This is a genomic window from Anaerolineales bacterium, from assembly GCA_037382465.1.
In the GTDB taxonomy this organism is placed as follows: Bacteria; Chloroflexota; Anaerolineae; order Anaerolineales; family E44-bin32; genus WVZH01.
This window is the reverse complement of the sequence record JARRPX010000044.1, coordinates 37,661-52,794: the sequence shown is the minus strand read 5'-3', so window position 1 is coordinate 52,794 and position 15,134 is coordinate 37,661. Positions and strand designations below refer to the sequence as shown.

At 57.4% G+C, this 15,134-nt stretch carries 20 protein-coding genes; 8 read left to right on the top strand and 12 right to left on the bottom strand.

Annotated elements, in window-relative coordinates; all coding sequences use genetic code 11:
• The 3 genes from P8Z34_11900 to P8Z34_11890 form a co-directional block, all read left to right on the top strand.
• On the top strand, positions 1 to 467 hold a 467-nt coding region (locus tag P8Z34_11900), incomplete at its 5' end, for a nickel-dependent hydrogenase large subunit (protein ID MEJ2551376.1).
• A gap of 76 nt (positions 468 to 543) precedes the next feature.
• Complete coding sequence (locus P8Z34_11895) at positions 544 to 1,017, top strand: hydrogenase maturation protease (GenBank protein MEJ2551375.1); 474 nt, start codon at positions 544 to 546, stop codon at positions 1,015 to 1,017.
• Positions 1,014 to 1,505, top strand: coding sequence for a cyclic nucleotide-binding domain-containing protein (locus P8Z34_11890; protein ID MEJ2551374.1), 492 nt, complete (start codon positions 1,014 to 1,016; stop codon positions 1,503 to 1,505). Before P8Z34_11895 ends, P8Z34_11890 begins: the two co-directional genes overlap by 4 nt.
• 80 nt (positions 1,506 to 1,585) lie before the next feature.
• Here P8Z34_11890 and P8Z34_11885 read toward each other — a convergent pair whose 3' ends face one another.
• The 5 genes from P8Z34_11885 to P8Z34_11865 form a co-directional block, all read right to left on the bottom strand.
• A complete protein-coding gene (locus tag P8Z34_11885) occupies positions 1,586 to 1,966 on the bottom strand; it encodes a NifB/NifX family molybdenum-iron cluster-binding protein (GenBank protein MEJ2551373.1) in 381 nt (126 codons plus the stop codon).
• Between the two features lie 32 nt (positions 1,967 to 1,998).
• The gene (locus tag P8Z34_11880) at positions 1,999 to 2,898 is read right to left on the bottom strand and encodes an ATP-binding protein (GenBank protein ID MEJ2551372.1); all 900 of its coding nucleotides are present in this window, start codon (positions 2,896 to 2,898) and stop codon (positions 1,999 to 2,001) included.
• Entirely contained in the window at positions 2,895 to 3,761 is an 867-nt protein-coding gene (locus P8Z34_11875; protein MEJ2551371.1) for an ATP-binding protein, read from the bottom strand. The genes P8Z34_11880 and P8Z34_11875 overlap by 4 nt, the downstream gene beginning before the upstream one ends.
• Positions 3,758 to 4,123: a NifB/NifX family molybdenum-iron cluster-binding protein gene (locus P8Z34_11870; GenBank protein MEJ2551370.1), complete on the bottom strand. Its 366-nt coding sequence runs from the start codon at positions 4,121 to 4,123 to the stop codon at positions 3,758 to 3,760. Before P8Z34_11870 ends, P8Z34_11875 begins: the two co-directional genes overlap by 4 nt.
• Before the next feature lie 84 nt (positions 4,124 to 4,207).
• On the bottom strand, positions 4,208 to 4,822 hold the full coding sequence (locus tag P8Z34_11865; protein MEJ2551369.1) for an XRE family transcriptional regulator: 615 nt from the start codon (positions 4,820 to 4,822) through the stop codon (positions 4,208 to 4,210).
• Between the two features lie 200 nt (positions 4,823 to 5,022).
• Here P8Z34_11865 and P8Z34_11860 point away from each other — a divergent pair, with 200 nt between their 5' ends.
• From P8Z34_11860 to P8Z34_11840, 5 genes are all read left to right on the top strand, one after another.
• Positions 5,023 to 6,000, top strand: a complete 978-nt coding sequence (locus P8Z34_11860) for a radical SAM protein (protein ID MEJ2551368.1) — start codon at positions 5,023 to 5,025, stop codon at positions 5,998 to 6,000.
• A gap of 77 nt (positions 6,001 to 6,077) precedes the next feature.
• Complete coding sequence (locus tag P8Z34_11855; protein MEJ2551367.1) at positions 6,078 to 6,335, top strand: peptide deformylase; 258 nt, start codon at positions 6,078 to 6,080, stop codon at positions 6,333 to 6,335.
• The gene (locus P8Z34_11850; GenBank protein MEJ2551366.1) at positions 6,332 to 6,739 is read left to right on the top strand and encodes a peptide deformylase; all 408 of its coding nucleotides are present in this window, start codon (positions 6,332 to 6,334) and stop codon (positions 6,737 to 6,739) included. Before P8Z34_11855 ends, P8Z34_11850 begins: the two co-directional genes overlap by 4 nt.
• A gap of 40 nt (positions 6,740 to 6,779) precedes the next feature.
• Positions 6,780 to 7,712 (top strand): MBL fold metallo-hydrolase, encoded by a 933-nt coding sequence (locus tag P8Z34_11845; protein ID MEJ2551365.1) that lies wholly within the window; start codon positions 6,780 to 6,782, stop codon positions 7,710 to 7,712.
• 101 nt (positions 7,713 to 7,813) lie between these two features.
• Complete coding sequence (locus tag P8Z34_11840; protein ID MEJ2551364.1) at positions 7,814 to 8,737, top strand: LysR family transcriptional regulator; 924 nt, start codon at positions 7,814 to 7,816, stop codon at positions 8,735 to 8,737.
• 144 nt (positions 8,738 to 8,881) lie between these two features.
• Here P8Z34_11840 and P8Z34_11835 read toward each other — a convergent pair whose 3' ends face one another.
• The 7 genes from P8Z34_11835 to P8Z34_11805 are packed head-to-tail and all read right to left on the bottom strand — an operon-like array spanning position 8,882 to position 14,874.
• Complete coding sequence (locus tag P8Z34_11835) at positions 8,882 to 9,244, bottom strand: DsrE family protein (GenBank protein ID MEJ2551363.1); 363 nt, start codon at positions 9,242 to 9,244, stop codon at positions 8,882 to 8,884.
• A gap of 49 nt (positions 9,245 to 9,293) precedes the next feature.
• Positions 9,294 to 10,448, bottom strand: coding sequence for a 4Fe-4S dicluster domain-containing protein (locus tag P8Z34_11830; protein ID MEJ2551362.1), 1,155 nt, complete (start codon positions 10,446 to 10,448; stop codon positions 9,294 to 9,296).
• Between the two features lie 2 nt (positions 10,449 to 10,450).
• A complete protein-coding gene (locus P8Z34_11825; GenBank protein MEJ2551361.1) occupies positions 10,451 to 10,747 on the bottom strand; it encodes a hypothetical protein in 297 nt (98 codons plus the stop codon).
• A complete protein-coding gene (locus P8Z34_11820; GenBank protein ID MEJ2551360.1) occupies positions 10,744 to 12,804 on the bottom strand; it encodes a CoB--CoM heterodisulfide reductase iron-sulfur subunit A family protein in 2,061 nt (686 codons plus the stop codon). Before P8Z34_11820 ends, P8Z34_11825 begins: the two co-directional genes overlap by 4 nt.
• The gene (locus P8Z34_11815; GenBank protein MEJ2551359.1) at positions 12,797 to 14,140 is read right to left on the bottom strand and encodes a CoB--CoM heterodisulfide reductase iron-sulfur subunit A family protein; all 1,344 of its coding nucleotides are present in this window, start codon (positions 14,138 to 14,140) and stop codon (positions 12,797 to 12,799) included. Before P8Z34_11815 ends, P8Z34_11820 begins: the two co-directional genes overlap by 8 nt.
• A 39-nt stretch (positions 14,141 to 14,179) precedes the next feature.
• On the bottom strand, positions 14,180 to 14,608 hold the full coding sequence (locus tag P8Z34_11810) for a hydrogenase iron-sulfur subunit (protein MEJ2551358.1): 429 nt from the start codon (positions 14,606 to 14,608) through the stop codon (positions 14,180 to 14,182).
• A gap of 11 nt (positions 14,609 to 14,619) precedes the next feature.
• Entirely contained in the window at positions 14,620 to 14,874 is a 255-nt protein-coding gene (locus tag P8Z34_11805) for a sulfurtransferase TusA family protein (GenBank protein MEJ2551357.1), read from the bottom strand.
• Positions 14,875 to 15,134: the final 260 nt, after the last annotated feature.

Here is a 15,134-nt window from a genome sequence, read left to right as displayed (position 1 = left end):
ACGAGAGCAGCAACATTATGTCAAAAACCGATGTTAAAAGATTTTTCTACGCAACGGAGCACTGGGTGGAATTGGCCACGGATTCCGAGATCACCGGTGAAGAATTCCGCGTGCTGCCGACCGAGACGCCCACGGAAGGCGTCGGTGAGGTCGAAGCGCCGCGCGGCACACTCACGCATCACTACTGGACCGATGAGCGGGGCGTGCTCACTAAGGTCAACCTGATCGTCGGAACGACCAACAACAACGCCGCCATCAACATGTCGGTCAAGAAAGCCGCCCAGGGGTTGATCACCAAAGGAGTTGAGATCAAGGAAGGCTTGTTGAACACGATCGAGATGGCTTACCGGGCCTACGATCCGTGCATGGCCTGCGCCACGCACACGCTTCCCGGCCAGATGCCGCTCGAAGTCGTCATTCGGGACAAAGACGGCGAGGTCATCGAACGCTTGACCCAAAATCTTTGATCCGTATAGAATTCCAAACGGGGATCAGGGCCGCTTTCGCTCCTGATCCCCCGATTTTTCCCGGTATAATAAAAAAGTGAAAACGCTTGTACTTGGACTCGGAAATCCGCTTCTCAAAGACGACAGTGTCGGATTGCGCGTCGCCAAAATGCTGCGCGAGATTCTTCCGCAGAACGAACAAATCGAAATCGACGAGGATTACTGGGGCGGCCTACGCCTGATGGAACGCATGATCGGTTTCGATCGCGCCGTGATCATCGACGCCATCCAGACCGGAGCTGCGCCCGGTACGATTCACGTTCTCTCACCGGACGACGTGCCCACGCAGCGCAGTGCCTCGGCACACGATATGAATCTACCCACTGCGCTTGCGCTCGGACGTCAGGCTGGTGCGTATCTTCCCGATTCGAAGGACATCCTGCTCATAGGCATCGAAGCGGCCGACGTGCAAACCTTTGACGAAAGTCTATCCCCCGAAGTCGAAGCTGCGCTTCCACACGCAGTGGACGCAGCCTTATTCGCTCTCGAAATGGAAAGGGAAATCCAATGATCTCACCTGAAATCCTACGACGTTATCCCCATTTTGCCGGCATCAGTGAAAGCTGCATCAAAGCCGTCGCCATGATCAGTGAAGAAAGGTCCTTCAAAGCCGGCGAGGAAATTTTCCACGAAAGTTCGGCCTTCAAAGCTACTGCGAGGATTTATGAAAAAGGCGAGGAAGCCACCCATCTGTATCTAGTAATCGAAGGTGAAGTCGATATCGCTTTCACGCTTGGCAGTGGGAAGAAAGTCGTCGTCGGCAGGGTCGTCGCCGGCGATCTGATGGCCTTGTCTGCGCTGCTGCCGCCCTATCAACTCAACGCCTCGGGAATCGCCCGCAGCGATGGTAAGCTGATTCAGATCGAGGCGGCTGGACTCCGCAAACTGTGCGAGGAAAACACGGATTTGGGCTACAGGCTGATGCTGGGCGTCGCTAAAGCGCTGCATAACCGCTTGCTGGACACGCGCGTCGAACTCGCCGGCCAGATCAGCCAATAACGCTTATACTATGGAAGGACAAACCCGAAAGGTTTATAGACCTTTCGGGTTTCTTTATTTGCCGCGCGGCGCGCTGACACTTAATGCGGGTCACCGTGCGCGTGTTCGACGCTTTCCCGGCAGGGTGCGGCTTCCTGAAGCTCACCACGCAGGTAGCTGTCCAACGTCGATTGCACCGTGCCGTGCGCCCCCGTCGCCGGCGAAATGCCATACTCCTGAAAAAAACCGATAGCCCGGCGGCCCATGCCGCCGCTGATCATCACCTGCACCCCCTGCTCGTTGATGAAACCTGGCACCATGCCCGGCTCGTGTCGGGCGAAAAACGGGTTTTCGATCACGTCGACTTTTTCCACTTTCTTATCCTCAAGATCGACGATCACGAAATAGGGGCAGCGTCCAAAATGGTGGCTTACCCTGCTCTCGAGACCTTTGTTCTCTTCCGTCGAAATTGCAATACGCATTGCTCAAACCTCCTGATTGGAATTCTCATGCATTACTCCGGACCCCACAATACCGCTTCGATTCGCCGCCACATTTCCCGGATTGCCAGGCTTGCCGGGCCATCCGGCCGGTAGGCAATCACGGTCTGCCCCTGGGCCATGGCACAAGGCACATCGATGTCGAACGGAATCGCGCCCACATGCTTCACGCCTTTGTCCCGGCAGTAGTCTTCTATCTCTCTCGAACCCTCGACCGACAAATCCGTTTTATTGACACAGACCACACAAGGCAGACCAAAATGATCGGCAGTGTCTACGATCCTGTGCATGTCGTGCACGCCGGCTTTGGATGGCTCAGCGACGATCAGGGCCACGTCTGCACCTGAGAGGGCTGAAATTACGGGACAACCGATTCCGGGCGGACCGTCGACGATCAATAGATCGCATTTTTCATCGAGTGCACGCTGTTTCGCGCGCTGCTTGAGCAACGTGACGAGTTTCCCGGAATTTTCCTGCGCCGGACGCAGCGCAGCATGATAGAGCAACCCATAGCGGCTGTCCGAGCGGAACCAGGCGCCGGCAAGCTGATCTTTCATCGTGACCGCTTCGGACGGACAGACGTAAAAACAAGCAGCGCATCCCTCACACGCAAACGGGTCGACAGAATAGCCATCACTCGCTTCGTTTATTGCATCGAAGCGGCACACTTGCACACATTCCCCGCACGACTCGCACAGTTCCTGGTCGATCGCGGCGATTTTGCCACTCCAGAAGTCCTCGCGCTGCGTGTACCTGGGTGACAGGATCAATTCCAGGTTCGCGGCGTCCACATCGGCGTCGGCAATCACGATCGACTTGCTTCCACCATTTTCGTTGGCCAGATGAGACAAGGCGCCAGCGATGCTGGTCTTGCCCGTGCCGCCCTTGCCGCTGAGGATCACGAGCTGCTTCATCTCATCCCTTCTCGTTCGATCAACCGGCTGCGGATGTCCACGTACAAGCCACGGAATAGCGGGAGATACTCGGGGAACGCTTCAACCAGGTTCTCGCCGCGCGCCAGGGCTCTACCGATTCGTTCGCTAAAGGGAATGCGCAGTAAAACAGGGATGTCCACCGACCGGCAATATTCATCCACACGCCCGTCGCCGATCCCCTCGCGATTCACTGCCACACCCACGGGCAGACCGAGCTCGCCTGCGAGCTGTACGGCAAGATGTAAATCGTGCAGTCCGAACGGCGTCGGCTCTGTGACCAGCAGAACGAAATCCGCACCCGACATCGTTTCGACCACCGGACACGAAACCCCCGGAGGCGCGTCGCGTATGACCGTATCTATGTCCCCGAACGGTCCCCAACGTTTGAGCGCCCGAATAATGGGCACGGCCATGGGCTGACCGATCTCCAATACGCCGCGAGCGAAACGAATTCCCTCCCGTGCAGTTCCGGCTTCCAGCAATCCCAGCACATTGGGAACCTCCTCGATTGCCCGCTGTGGACACTGCAGCGTGCAGCTTCCGCAGCCGTGACACAGTTCGGGAAAGACGAGCACCTTGTCTCCGAGCACGACGATGGCGTGATACTGGCACACTTCGGCGCAGCGTCCGCAGCCATCACAGCGGGTTTCGTCGATCGATGGGACGAGTTGATTCACCCTCTGGGTCTGAGTGAATTCCGGACTGAGAAAAATATGCGCGTTCGGCGCTTCTACATCGCAGTCCAGATAGAGTGGAAATTCATCGGCAATTGCCACCGCCAGGCTCGCAGCGATGGTCGTTTTCCCGGTGCCTCCCTTTCCACTGGCGACGGTGAGAATCATCGCCGCCTGCCGCGACCCCGTCCACCACGCGGCGTGGCACGCCGGAGGTTCCCGTCTTGAAAATCCGACAACAGGTTTTCTACCGGCTTCTCTGTCGCCGAATACATGCGCACGCCGGCCGCATCCAACACCGAATAAGCATTCGGACCAAAATCCCCGCTGATCACGGCTTCGACGCCTTCTTCGACGAGAAATTGCGCCGCCTGTGTACCGGCACCGTGCTGTGATTGCAGCGCCGGGTTTTCCATAATTCCCCGCTTGCCCGAATCTGTGTCGACGATCAGAAAGTACGGGCAGCGCCCAAAACGACGCTCGAGACTCGAATTATCCGCCCTTGTCTTCAATGTAAATGCCAATTTCATTTTATACGCCCCGCTTTCCAATTATTCTCATCACGTGTTTCCGGCACGGCGATGCGCATCATGAACAAAATCCAGCCGGTAACGTTACCCGGGAATCCGTCCGCTGATCGTCATCAGATGTTGTTGGCCGGAGAGCCCGGCATCTTGATCGTTGGACGCAAGGACCAACAGGACGACCGCCTTCTGCGATCCTGAATTGCGGCACATGTGCGCCTGATTCGCCAGGAAGAGAAGACTGTCGCCCGCTGTCAGACGGAGCCATTGCTCCCCGACTTGATACTCGATCTCCCCCTCGAGACAGTGCACGAATTCCTCGCCTTCGTGCTCACAGGGCTGTTCGACACCCAGCGCCCCAGGTTCGATGGTCATCAAGAACGGCTCCAGAATCTGGCCGGGTAAACCAGCGCCCAGACTCTCCATCCGCGCACCGTCGCCGAGCGAGCGAAGGCGTTTGTCCTTGCGAACGACGATCGTAGACTGCTCCGGACCCGTCTCGAAGAAATCCTTGATGTGAATCTTGAGTCCTGTTGCCAGTTGGAGCAGCGATGACACCGTCGGAGAACTCTCCCCGCGCTCGATGCGGCTGATGGCGTTGACCGACAATCCGCATCGTTCTGCCAGCGCCCGCAGCGACATTCGCCGTTCCTCACGGATCTCCCGGACACGAGTGCCTACGTCCAACGTCTCTTGATCATTCATGGTTGATTCCTTCTCCCAAGTCCGGCGATCAGACCAATGAATATACCTTATATCAGGTCAACCGGTCCCATAACGTGACATTTTCCTATTTTAGTTGTACGTTCGTCACATTTTAGTTGACGCTCACCCGATTCTTTGATACCGTTCAGCTGGATGCAGATACCTGTTGATCCGTCGTCTGCGTCGACGCGGAAGCTGACTTGAACCACATTTTTGGTCCTGTACCCTCGCGAAGATTAGGCCGGTCGCTCGGCATCGATCCGATTCCGTTGAAAACCTGCAACTGGAATTGTGTCTACTGCCAGCTCGGACGCAGCCGGCCGGTCGTCAATCTGCGAAAAGAATACATCGCTCCGGATTTGATTCTGGAGCAGGTAATGCGTTTTCTGGACGAACACGATCATACCGACATCGACTGGGTGACTTTCGTTGGTTCCGGCGAACCACTGTTGAACGCCGGACTGGGCTGGATGATCCGGGGATTGAAGGCACGCTGCGACATTCCCGTTGCCGTGATCACCAACGGTGCACTGCTGCACATTCCGGACGTACGACAGGAGATACTCGCGGCCGATGCGGTGCTTCCCAGCCTGGATGCGGGTACAGCGGAACTCTATCGCAAAATCAACCGTCCGCACGCACGAATTCCCTTCGAGCTCCATTTGCAGGGCCTGATCGATTTTAGCCTCGAATATCGAGGGAATTTGTGGCCCGAAGTCATGCTGATTCGCGGTATGAACGACTCCGAAGAAGCCTTATCTGATCTCGCCGCAGCATTCCGAAAAATCAAACCCGATTGCATCCACCTCAACCTCCCTTCGAGACCGCCTGCAGAAACCTGGGTGCGTCCTGCGGACGGAGAAGGCATCCTGCGCGCCATGGCTTTTCTGGGGGACGTCGGACAAGTGGTCCATCCGGCTGAAGGCAATTACGAGCGCGGCAGCGAGAGCGGACCGCTGAGTTCCATACTCGCCATCATCCAACGGCATCCAATGCGCGAGGACGAAGTCAAGCACACCCTGGCATATTGGCAGCCAGAAAGCGCTTCACAGACGTTCGAGCACATCGCGGCGAGCGGACGCGTTCAGATCGTCGAACGCAACGGTGTGCGATTCTGGTGCGACAAAGAGGCCTACTTCCCAGAAGACAGGAACTGCAAAACGGACAAACGACATTAAATCGAGGGCATCGAAGCACATCGACCATTTTCTAAACCACCCACCCTCTTTCAGCAAACACAAGGGAAAATGAAACGTTGGCAAGAAAAGAAATATTGAAATACCCAAAAAACGAAGCCGCATTACGCCGTAAGTGTGAACCTGTCGAAGTGATGGGCCGGAAAGCGAAACGGCTGATCCGGGATCTCAAGGACACACTGGCCGCGCACTCCAACGGCGTTGGACTGGCCGCACCCCAGATCGGCGCGCATCTTCGCGTCGTGATCGTCCAACTGGGATCCGCGGAACAATCCGTGGAGACTCAAAGAAGATTCACCGCCCTGTCAATCCGGTGATCCTGGAAGCGGATCAGGAAAGACGCGATTTCGACGGCTGCCTCAGCTTCCCGGGCTTGTTTGGGGAAACGATTCGCCCGCACTACTTACGCCTTTCGGGGCTGGACGAGCAAGGCAAACCGTTCGAACGGACTTTCGAAGGCTTCGACGCCGTCGTCGTCCACCACGAAATCGACCACCTGGATGGCGTGCTGTTCATCGATCGAATCGAACGCATGCAGGACTTGTATCGCCTCGAAAAAGATCCATCGGGAAAATCCATCCGCGTCCCGGTCTCTTCAATTTTGTCGAGGGAAATTCAACCGGGCCACACCGGAAAGCCGGGATTGGTGCGAAGCAGCGGGTCGAAAGATTTCAGCCGGGATGCAGCATCTTCGACTCCAATCAATCCTAATCGGGAGTGACAGTCTCATCTCGATGAAAACGGGACAGCTGGATCTAAAAATGAGAAGGCGTAATGCATGGTTGAATGGCTTCCTGATCCTGCTTCTCAGTAGCTGTAGCCGGGGCGCAGGAACGGCGCCTGATCATTCCTCGCCCGACGCGACCAAGCCATCCGTTGAAAGCGGAGTCAACCTGCCGGACGCAAATCAGGAACCAGAATCACAAGCCGGCACGATGGAAGGGTTTGCAATGGAAACGACCGGTGCTGCAACTTCCGATCGACTGACCATCACGATCGTATTCGACAACAGGCCCTTTAACCCGGATTTACAAACTGCATGGGGATTTGCTGCGCTTGTGGAATATCGCGGCAGCACTTCGCTGTTCGACACGGGCGGCGACGCGCCAATCCTGCTCGCCAACATGCGCAGTCTGGAAATCGATCCTACTCGGATCAAGCGGGTGATCCTGTCACACAATCACAACGACCATACAGGCGGTCTGCAGGGATTACTGGCCCTGAGCACACATCCGTTGGTGTATCTATTACCTTCGTTCCCGGAAAGCACGAAAGGACGGATTGCTCAAACCGCAGACGTACTCGAGGTCTCCCCCGGCCAACCACTTGCCGCCGGTGTCTTCACGACGGGTGAGATCGGCGGCAGTATTCCCGAGCAAGCCCTGGTCGTTCGCTCGACGAAAGGGTTGGTGATGATCACCGGCTGTGCGCACCCCGGCGTGGTGCAGGTGATCGAGCGCGCCAAGAACTTGTTCGGGGAAGATGTCTATTTGGTTATGGGAGGCTTTCACCTCGGCGACAAGAGCGCGGCAGAGATCGAGAAGATCCTGGCCGACTTTCGACGGTTGGGTGTAACCAAAGTGGCGCCGAGTCATTGCACGGGAGATCGAGCGATCGAAATGTTCGAAAAGGAATATAAGCAGGATTTCATTCGGGCTGGAGCCGGATGTGTGATTGAGGTCGAAAAAGACTAGAATTAGGGTTGCGCGACGCAATCTTACCTTTTCAACACACTTGGAATGAAGATGACAGTATCGAACCGTCAACCCAGGATAACAAGGAGCGTATCGCCACGATGATCGATCTTTCCCGGCTGCAAATGTTCCTACACGCAGCGGAAACGCTGAGTTTCTCCGAAGCCGCGCAGCGACTGCACCTCAGCCAGCCCACGGTCAGCCACCACATCAAGAAGCTGGAGGAAGAGTTCGGAAGCCCACTCTTCAAGCGATCCGGCAACGAAATCATGTTGACGGAAGCCGGGCGACTGCTCGTCCCGCAGGCCAGAAAACTGCTGCGCGATGCGATGGGGGTGCAGCAAATGATGCAGTCGATGGAAGATCGCGTGATCGGCACTCTGCGCATCACCTGCAGTACGACGACCGGGAAATACATCCTGCCGCAGTTCGCCGGCCGCTTCATCAAGCGCCACCCCGGCGTACGCGTGTTCATCCACCGCTGCGTGCGTACGAACGTCGTGCCGACGCTGCTCGAACACGAAGCCGACCTGGGCGTGGTCAGCTTCGATGCCTGCGGCGACGATCTTGATTGCCAGGAATTCTTCTCCGATCACATCATTCTCATCAGCCCCGCCGAACAACCATGGACGGCGATGGATTCCATCGACCCCTCCGATTTCCTCGGCGTGCCGTTCATCATGCGCGAGCCAGACTCTGGAACCCGCCGGGAATTGCTGACCGAACTCGGCCGGCACGACATCGATCCTGGAGAATTGAACGTCATTCTCGAAGTGGGCAACGACGAAGCTATCGTGAAGACGGTTGAAAATGGGTTTGGCCTGGCTTTCGTTTCTCACACAGCCGCACAGTGGGCGCTCGAACTCGGCACCGTGGTGCGAATTCCGGTTCGCGGCTTCGATCTGCATCGCAGAGTGTACATGATCCGCAGCAAGCTCCATCCGCCGAATCGCGCCATGGAAGCGTTTTGGGCCTTCGTTCACGATCCGTCCAACCGGGATTTACTGCAGATTGCCGAGACGTGACCAGCGCAATAAAAACCTGGCTTGATTGGATCAAGCCAGGTACATCGATTATTGACATCGTGTCCTACAAACAAAGCTCCGGGGGTGTTCGAGCAGATGACCGCAGGAATAAATCGATGTCAAGAATCAGTAGAACTTCTGATCCTAGAAAGTGAGTGTAATGTTTGCTCCTTCTGCATCCAACAGGAAAGATGGCGCGTTTTTAATTTCGATTCGCTCGTCGCGCAAATCCTTGGGATCAATGCCCTTGTTCTCGAGCGCCAGTTCGCACAGGATGATCTCGCCCCCCTGATCGAGAATCGTGTTGAACAGGTCGACGGGATTTGGCAAACCTTTGGGCGTACCGATCTTCTCCAACTCACCCGCGAGCAGCGCTTGAGCACCGCCGGGGCAGAAGAACAAGATCACCTCGTTGTCCAGCGCCACGCCGGACGACCCCATGATGAGGGTCGGCATGACGTGTGGTGGGTCGGCGTGGTTACAAACGACCACCATCTTTTCACTCATTGAAAACCTCCTGATCGATAGAATGGATTCTGAACATTGCGCATCCGTTTCAAGCTGCGGGTGCCGTCGCCGGACTTGGCATTTCGGCTGCCCGCGCTTTTACTGCTTCGAGATACATGGCGAGCGGCCGGTAGATCAAGTGCGTCCATTTCCCGATGCCCACCTCCGTATCGAGCATTGCCACCATCGCCATGACGTGAATGGTGTAGATGATGTAGGTCGGCCACGGCCAGGACAGATAGCGGAAGATATGGACCAAAATGCCGGTCACGGCGCCCACGAAGATAAAGCTCGGAAAAAGCCAGTCCGTCGGATGGGAAAAGCGGTGAATCTCCTCACGCCTGCGCATCCGCCCGATCAGGGCTTCTCCCGAAGCGAAGAGCAGGAATATCGTCGCCAGGTAGCCGATCCAGCGCTGTGGATGGTAGATCGGGTACAACTCGTCGGTCTGGAACCACCATAACAATCCAACGACCAGGACCAGCATCGTGGCGTATCCGCTGATCAAGATCAAGTGCTTCAGCCAGCGGCTGCGATCTTCACCACATTCGAGCCAGCGTTTCTGGGTCAGGCCGTGGACGATGAAATTCTTTAATTCCTGGAGGTAAATACCGATGGGGATCTTCGGCTGGTCCTCATCGTCCAGGTGCATGACGTGCCGGAACATGTTGCTTGCGTTGCGGAAAAGCCGCAGCCCCAACTGGCCGAAGTGCAGCAGCACGATCGCCCAGACCCACATCACGGGAGCAAACGCGTTCAGCGCCACCCGATCGGTGATGACGTTGGAAAAGCCCGTGACGAGGTGATAAATTAGCAGTATGGCGAGCGGCAGCAGCGCCGTGCGCACGATGGCTTTCCCTACCTCCCGCTCGGAGGTGTACATTTTTTCCGCGTGCCCGGATCGATCGTATTTCGCCGTCTGCCAGCGGCGCATGGCCATCATCGTCTCGGCAGGCTCCGCCTCTTTCGGGCAGGTGCGCGTACAGTCGCCGCAGTAATAACACAGCCACGGGTCGGTGCTCTGCAGCAGACGATCTTTCAACCCCAGTTGCGCGTAGCGGATCATATCCCGCGGGAACAGATGATCGTCGCTCGTCAGGGGACATATGGCCGTGCAGTTGCCGCAGTTGAAGCATTTTTCGATTCCCACGGCACCGTACTGCTTGATCTCTTTCAGAAGCGTTGCATCGACGCGCTGACTCATGCTCACGACTCCTTCGCCATTTGATACGTGTAGTAATCGCCCTGCATGTCGCTTTCCTCGACCAGCCCGTATTTCCTCATCGCCATCACGTGCCAGAGCACCTCATGCGCCGGCAGGCCAATCTCCTCGGCGGTTTGAGGAACGGTCTTGGGCTCAGCAGCAAGCGCCTTTTGAATATCACGCCGCACATTTTGTTGATTTTTCAGTATCTCGCGCGTCGCTTCTACGTTCGCTTCGTGTTTCTCGCGCAGCGCTTTCAACATCTGCGTGCGTGCTTTCTTGTCTTCCTTGTCGCTCATGCGTCCACCTCCGCCGGCGTTCTGTATTCCGCGCCGAGTGCCTGCACCATCGATAGGTACTGCTTCAATGTCCACCCCTGGACGTCGATGGCGCCTTCCGGACAGGCGCTCACGCAGGCGCCGCATCCGGCGCAGTTCGCCGGCGTCACAACGGCGACTTTTCGCTCACGCCCGTTATCGGAGAACGCTTCCAGGGTGATGGCATCTTCGTAGGCACAGATCTCGACGCAATGACCGCTGCCCGTGCATCGCGCCGCGTCGACACGGGCGACGAAAGGTTCGAGTTCGACGCTGCCCTTGCCCAGCAGAACCACGACTTTCGCAGCCGCAGCCTTTGCGGCTGCGCAGCTTTCCTGGATGTTCATCGGGCTCTGCGCCGTACCAGCCAAAACCACACCCGGCACCGCCGTTTCGACCGGCCGCAGCTTGGGGTGCACTTCCAGCAGGAAGCGGTCCGTGCCCCTGGAAATCTTCAACATCTGCACCAGATCGTCGACGTCCCGCGGCATCATGCCCACCGCCAGGACGACGAGGTCGACCGGGATTTCGAGCGCCTCACCCCATGTCAACGTATCGACGGTCTCCACCAGCACAGGATGGCCGTCGCCTTCCGCAGCCGCTTTCACGACGGGAATTTCATCCCCGCGATAGCGGATGAAGCGCACCAGATTCTCGAGGGTTTTGCGGTAATAGACTTCGTGGCCGCGTCCGTAGGTGCGGATGTCCTGGTAAAGGTCGTAGACGTTGACGTCCGGATAACGATCGTGAATCTCATCCAACGTATGCAGCGAGGCGGTACAACAATAGCGCGAGCAGTAGTTGTTGACGCTGCCGTCCGCCTGCGGCTCGTGTACACCTTCGATTTGACGGCTGCCGACGCAGTGGATCAATGCGAGATCGCGCACCGCATGCCCATTCCAGACAAACGGCTGCCCATCCTCGAGCAAAGCCAGGTGGCGGATCAACTGCGGTAAAGTGACGACTTCAGGGATTTCACCGTACCCGTATTCGCCCTGGCGAGGCACGTACAGGTCAAAACCGGTGGCCACGACGATGGCGCCAACGTTGAGTTCGATCGTGCGTGGTTCGTTCTTCAAGGTCAACCTTTGTCCATCGAGATTCAGGTCGAGTCGGCCGTTCGGGCAGTTCTCCCAATCCACGGCCGGCATCGACGGGTAGCAACCGGGATACGCTCGATAGACCAATTTGCGCTCGGTCAGGCCGTAATTATATGGATCGGGAACCATCTGCTCGCAGGCGCGCATGGCGACGTCCGCATTTTTCTCGGTGACACCGCGGGAATCCTGTTCGACTTGGATCTGAAAATCGCCTACGTAACCGCTGGCTGAAACCAATCTGGCCTGGGTGAGAATGCTGATGTTCTTGTGACTCGCCGCCTCGCGGATAAGTTGATCCAACAATTCACGTGCGCGCTCGCCGGTGGGGAACACGTTTTCGAGCTGCGCCGCATGTCCACCCAGGAACGGGGTCTTTTCGATCAACGTGACCTGAATGCCGTTTCGAGCGATGTCCAGCGCGCAGCGCAATCCCGCCACACCGCCGCCGATGACGAGGGCGTGCTGTCTGGCTTCCAACTGGAAGGGCTGCAGCGGATCGAGCAAACGCGCTTTGGCGATCCCTGAAGCCATCAGTCGGATGGACTTCTCCGTGGCGTTCTCGGGATCGTCGTGATGCACCCAACTGGATTGTTCCCGCAGCCCGACGTGATAATACAGGTAGGGATTCAAGCCGGCGCGCTCGAGCGTGCCCCGGAAGGTCAGTTCGTGCAGCGACGGCGCGCAGGCGCCGATGACCACACGGTTGACGCCCTTCTCGCGGATGTCCTCTTCGATCAGCGCCTGGCCCGCATCGGAGCACATGGACATGTTCGTGCGCGATACCACGACGTTGGGCAAAGCGGAGAGCGTTCTGGCCACGCGTTCGCAGTCGACGACGTCGCTGATGTTGCCGCCGCAGTAACAGGTGTACACACCGATGCGGATTTCCTCTCTGACTTCTGACGTGCGCTTGTGTCCCGTTTCTGTTTTCTCAGGCATGGAGCTTTTCCTTTTGCGAAGTGCGTTGCTCGAAGGCGGACGTATTTTCGTGTCCATTGCCCCGCAGATAGGCGGAAGTTTCCGCCGCGCAGGCGCTGGCCATCATGATGCTGTCGACGATGTCCATCGGGCCAGTCGCCGCTCCGGTGGCGAAGATTCCGGGCTGGTTGGTCAGCATGGGAGCCATGTTGGCGAACGGAGAATCGACGAAACCGTCCTCCGCCGTCGCGACTCCGTAGATCGAGGCGGGATCGTATCTGGGCAGCATGCCCACTGAAAGCACAACCAGGTCGTGGGTATTCTGGAGCAAGCGCGGAGTCAGATCCACCATTTCCACGTGCACGATCGGATTCTGCTCTTCGTCCTGTGTAATCTTGGAGACCTTGCCTTTGATGAATTCGATGCCCATCGCCTGGGCGTTTTTGTAGAACTGCTCGTATCCCTTGCCGAAAGTGCGGATGTCCATGTAGTAGATGGTGATGTCCGCCAGCGGCAGCGCGCCGGAAAGCAACTGAGCCTGCTTGATGGCATACATACAGCAGATCCGGGAACAGTATTCCACGCCCAGGGTGCAGTCGCGCGAACCCGCGCACTGCACGTAACCGATCGACATCGGCTCCTTGCCGTCGCCAGGCCGCAGCACGTGCCCGTAGGGTCCCGTCGGGGCGAGCAGCCGTTCCATGAACAGGGCGTCGATCACGTTGGGGAATGTTCCCCCGCCGTACTCCGCCTTGGCGTCGCGGGGTGTGGTCTCGAAACCGGTGGCGAGCACGACCGCACCGGCCTCCACTTGAATCGATTGTTCGCTCTGGCTGAAGTCGATCGCCGACACGGGACAGACCTTCTCGCATTTCCCGCAAAGCAGACAGTGCTCGATGTCCAGTACGGCGTACTGCGGGACTGCGGTGGAAAATGGAACCCGGATGGCGCGGTGCGCACCGTAGCCCAGATCGAATGCCGCCGGCAGATCGATCGGGCAGGCATATTCACACTGGCGGCATCCGGTGCAGAGTGCCTCATCCACGTAACGCGGATGCTTGAGCAGCTGCGCCTGGAAGCGTCCCGATTCTCTGGCTACGGACTGCACTTCGGTATAGGTCATCAAGCGGATGTTCTCGTGATGCGCCACCGCGGACATTTTCGGGGTGGTGATACAGCTGCAGCAGTCCAACGTCGGAAAGACCTTGCTCAAGGCGATCATCTTCCCGCCGATGCTGGGCTCTTGCTCCACGAGCGCCACTTGAAAGCCCTGGTCAGCGAGATCCAGCGCCGTCTGCATACCTGCGATCCCCCCGCCGACGACCATGACGTCCACGTTGATTTTTTCTCGGGCCATACGCACACCCTTTCCGCACCTTGCAGCAATTGAACCGGATTAAAGGACCGGCTGTTTCGAGACCTCGTTCGCCACGGGGCCGATCTCGGCGAGCACGTCGTTCATGCGTTGAATTTCGCGCATGAAGGAATCCGTGCACACCGTGCAGATCGCCACGAGCTTCAAGCGCCGCGTGTCGATGCCGCGCTCCTTCATCAAGGGGTAGGTTTCGTTGAGGCGCTGCGCCGTGACGTCCGCCGCCCCCTCGTAAGGGCAATCGGTGCCGCTGTACATTACCAGGATGGCGTCGATTCCCTCCGAAAAGGCCTGTAGGTAAAAATCCGGAGAAAACATCGCCGGGGATCGCACGGGCAGAATATACGTGTTCGCGGCGTAATCCCGATGCGCCTGTCCAACCGAATCCGCTCCGGCATAGCCGCCCGATAAAGATGCCAAGATCAATATCTTGGGCTTCGTCGATGTCTCCATGGCGGACACCTTTACTTCAATCGCTTGACGAAAATTCGCTCGTACCCCTCGGCTGGTGCAACGCCCAGAAATTCGTGTCCGACTTTCGTAGCCCAGCGAGGGATATCCTCTTTGGTGCGCGGATCTCCGGACCAGATCTCCAACACTTCGTCGACCTTGACGGCGCCGATGGCTTTCTTGGCCTCGAGCAACGGGCCCGGGCAAGCGCTGCTGCGCGCATCGACAACCTTGGCGACTTCCACGTTATCCAAATTCCAGTCCGACATTGTGACCTCCTATGAGCGGCGCGCTTTTGGCTGCGGCGCTGCCGTCTCGTTTGAACCAGTGGGCACGGTTCTCGTGCCTGCGCTGTACGCGGATAGCCTTCCAGGCACAGTCTATATGGCGCTCGTAAGGCCTGTTAGTGAATTCTGTCACAATGAGCTTTCAAGTTTTCAATTCGAGGGTATAGAAAATTTCTATCGAGGATGTGGGTCGATAACTTGTAATCCCCCGACACCTATTGGGATGCGGTCGAATTTTGGCT

Bases quoted from the DNA above. Each gene is read 5' to 3' on its own strand.
- P8Z34_11825 (MEJ2551361.1), bottom strand. From the start codon at position 10,747: ATGAGCGACAAGGAAGACAAGAAAGCACGCACGCAGATGTTGAAAGCG.
- P8Z34_11835 (MEJ2551363.1), bottom strand. From the start codon at position 9,244: ATGAGTGAAAAGATGGTGGTCGTTTGTAACCACGCCGACCCACCACAC.
- P8Z34_11830 (MEJ2551362.1), bottom strand. From the start codon at position 10,448: ATGAGTCAGCGCGTCGATGCAACGCTTCTGAAAGAGATCAAGCAGTAC.
- P8Z34_11870 (MEJ2551370.1), bottom strand. From the start codon at position 4,123: ATGAAATTGGCATTTACATTGAAGACAAGGGCGGATAATTCGAGTCTC.
- P8Z34_11805 (MEJ2551357.1), bottom strand. From the start codon at position 14,874: ATGTCGGACTGGAATTTGGATAACGTGGAAGTCGCCAAGGTTGTCGAT.
- P8Z34_11880 (MEJ2551372.1), bottom strand. From the start codon at position 2,898: ATGAAGCAGCTCGTGATCCTCAGCGGCAAGGGCGGCACGGGCAAGACC.
- P8Z34_11815 (MEJ2551359.1), bottom strand. From the start codon at position 14,140: ATGGCCCGAGAAAAAATCAACGTGGACGTCATGGTCGTCGGCGGGGGG.
- P8Z34_11820 (MEJ2551360.1), bottom strand. From the start codon at position 12,804: ATGCCTGAGAAAACAGAAACGGGACACAAGCGCACGTCAGAAGTCAGA.
- P8Z34_11865 (MEJ2551369.1), bottom strand. From the start codon at position 4,822: ATGAATGATCAAGAGACGTTGGACGTAGGCACTCGTGTCCGGGAGATC.
- P8Z34_11845 (MEJ2551365.1), top strand. From the start codon at position 6,780: ATGAGAAGGCGTAATGCATGGTTGAATGGCTTCCTGATCCTGCTTCTC.
- P8Z34_11890 (MEJ2551374.1), top strand. From the start codon at position 1,014: ATGATCTCACCTGAAATCCTACGACGTTATCCCCATTTTGCCGGCATC.
- P8Z34_11840 (MEJ2551364.1), top strand. From the start codon at position 7,814: ATGATCGATCTTTCCCGGCTGCAAATGTTCCTACACGCAGCGGAAACG.
- P8Z34_11810 (MEJ2551358.1), bottom strand. From the start codon at position 14,608: ATGGAGACATCGACGAAGCCCAAGATATTGATCTTGGCATCTTTATCG.
- P8Z34_11875 (MEJ2551371.1), bottom strand. From the start codon at position 3,761: ATGATTCTCACCGTCGCCAGTGGAAAGGGAGGCACCGGGAAAACGACC.
- P8Z34_11885 (MEJ2551373.1), bottom strand. From the start codon at position 1,966: ATGCGTATTGCAATTTCGACGGAAGAGAACAAAGGTCTCGAGAGCAGG.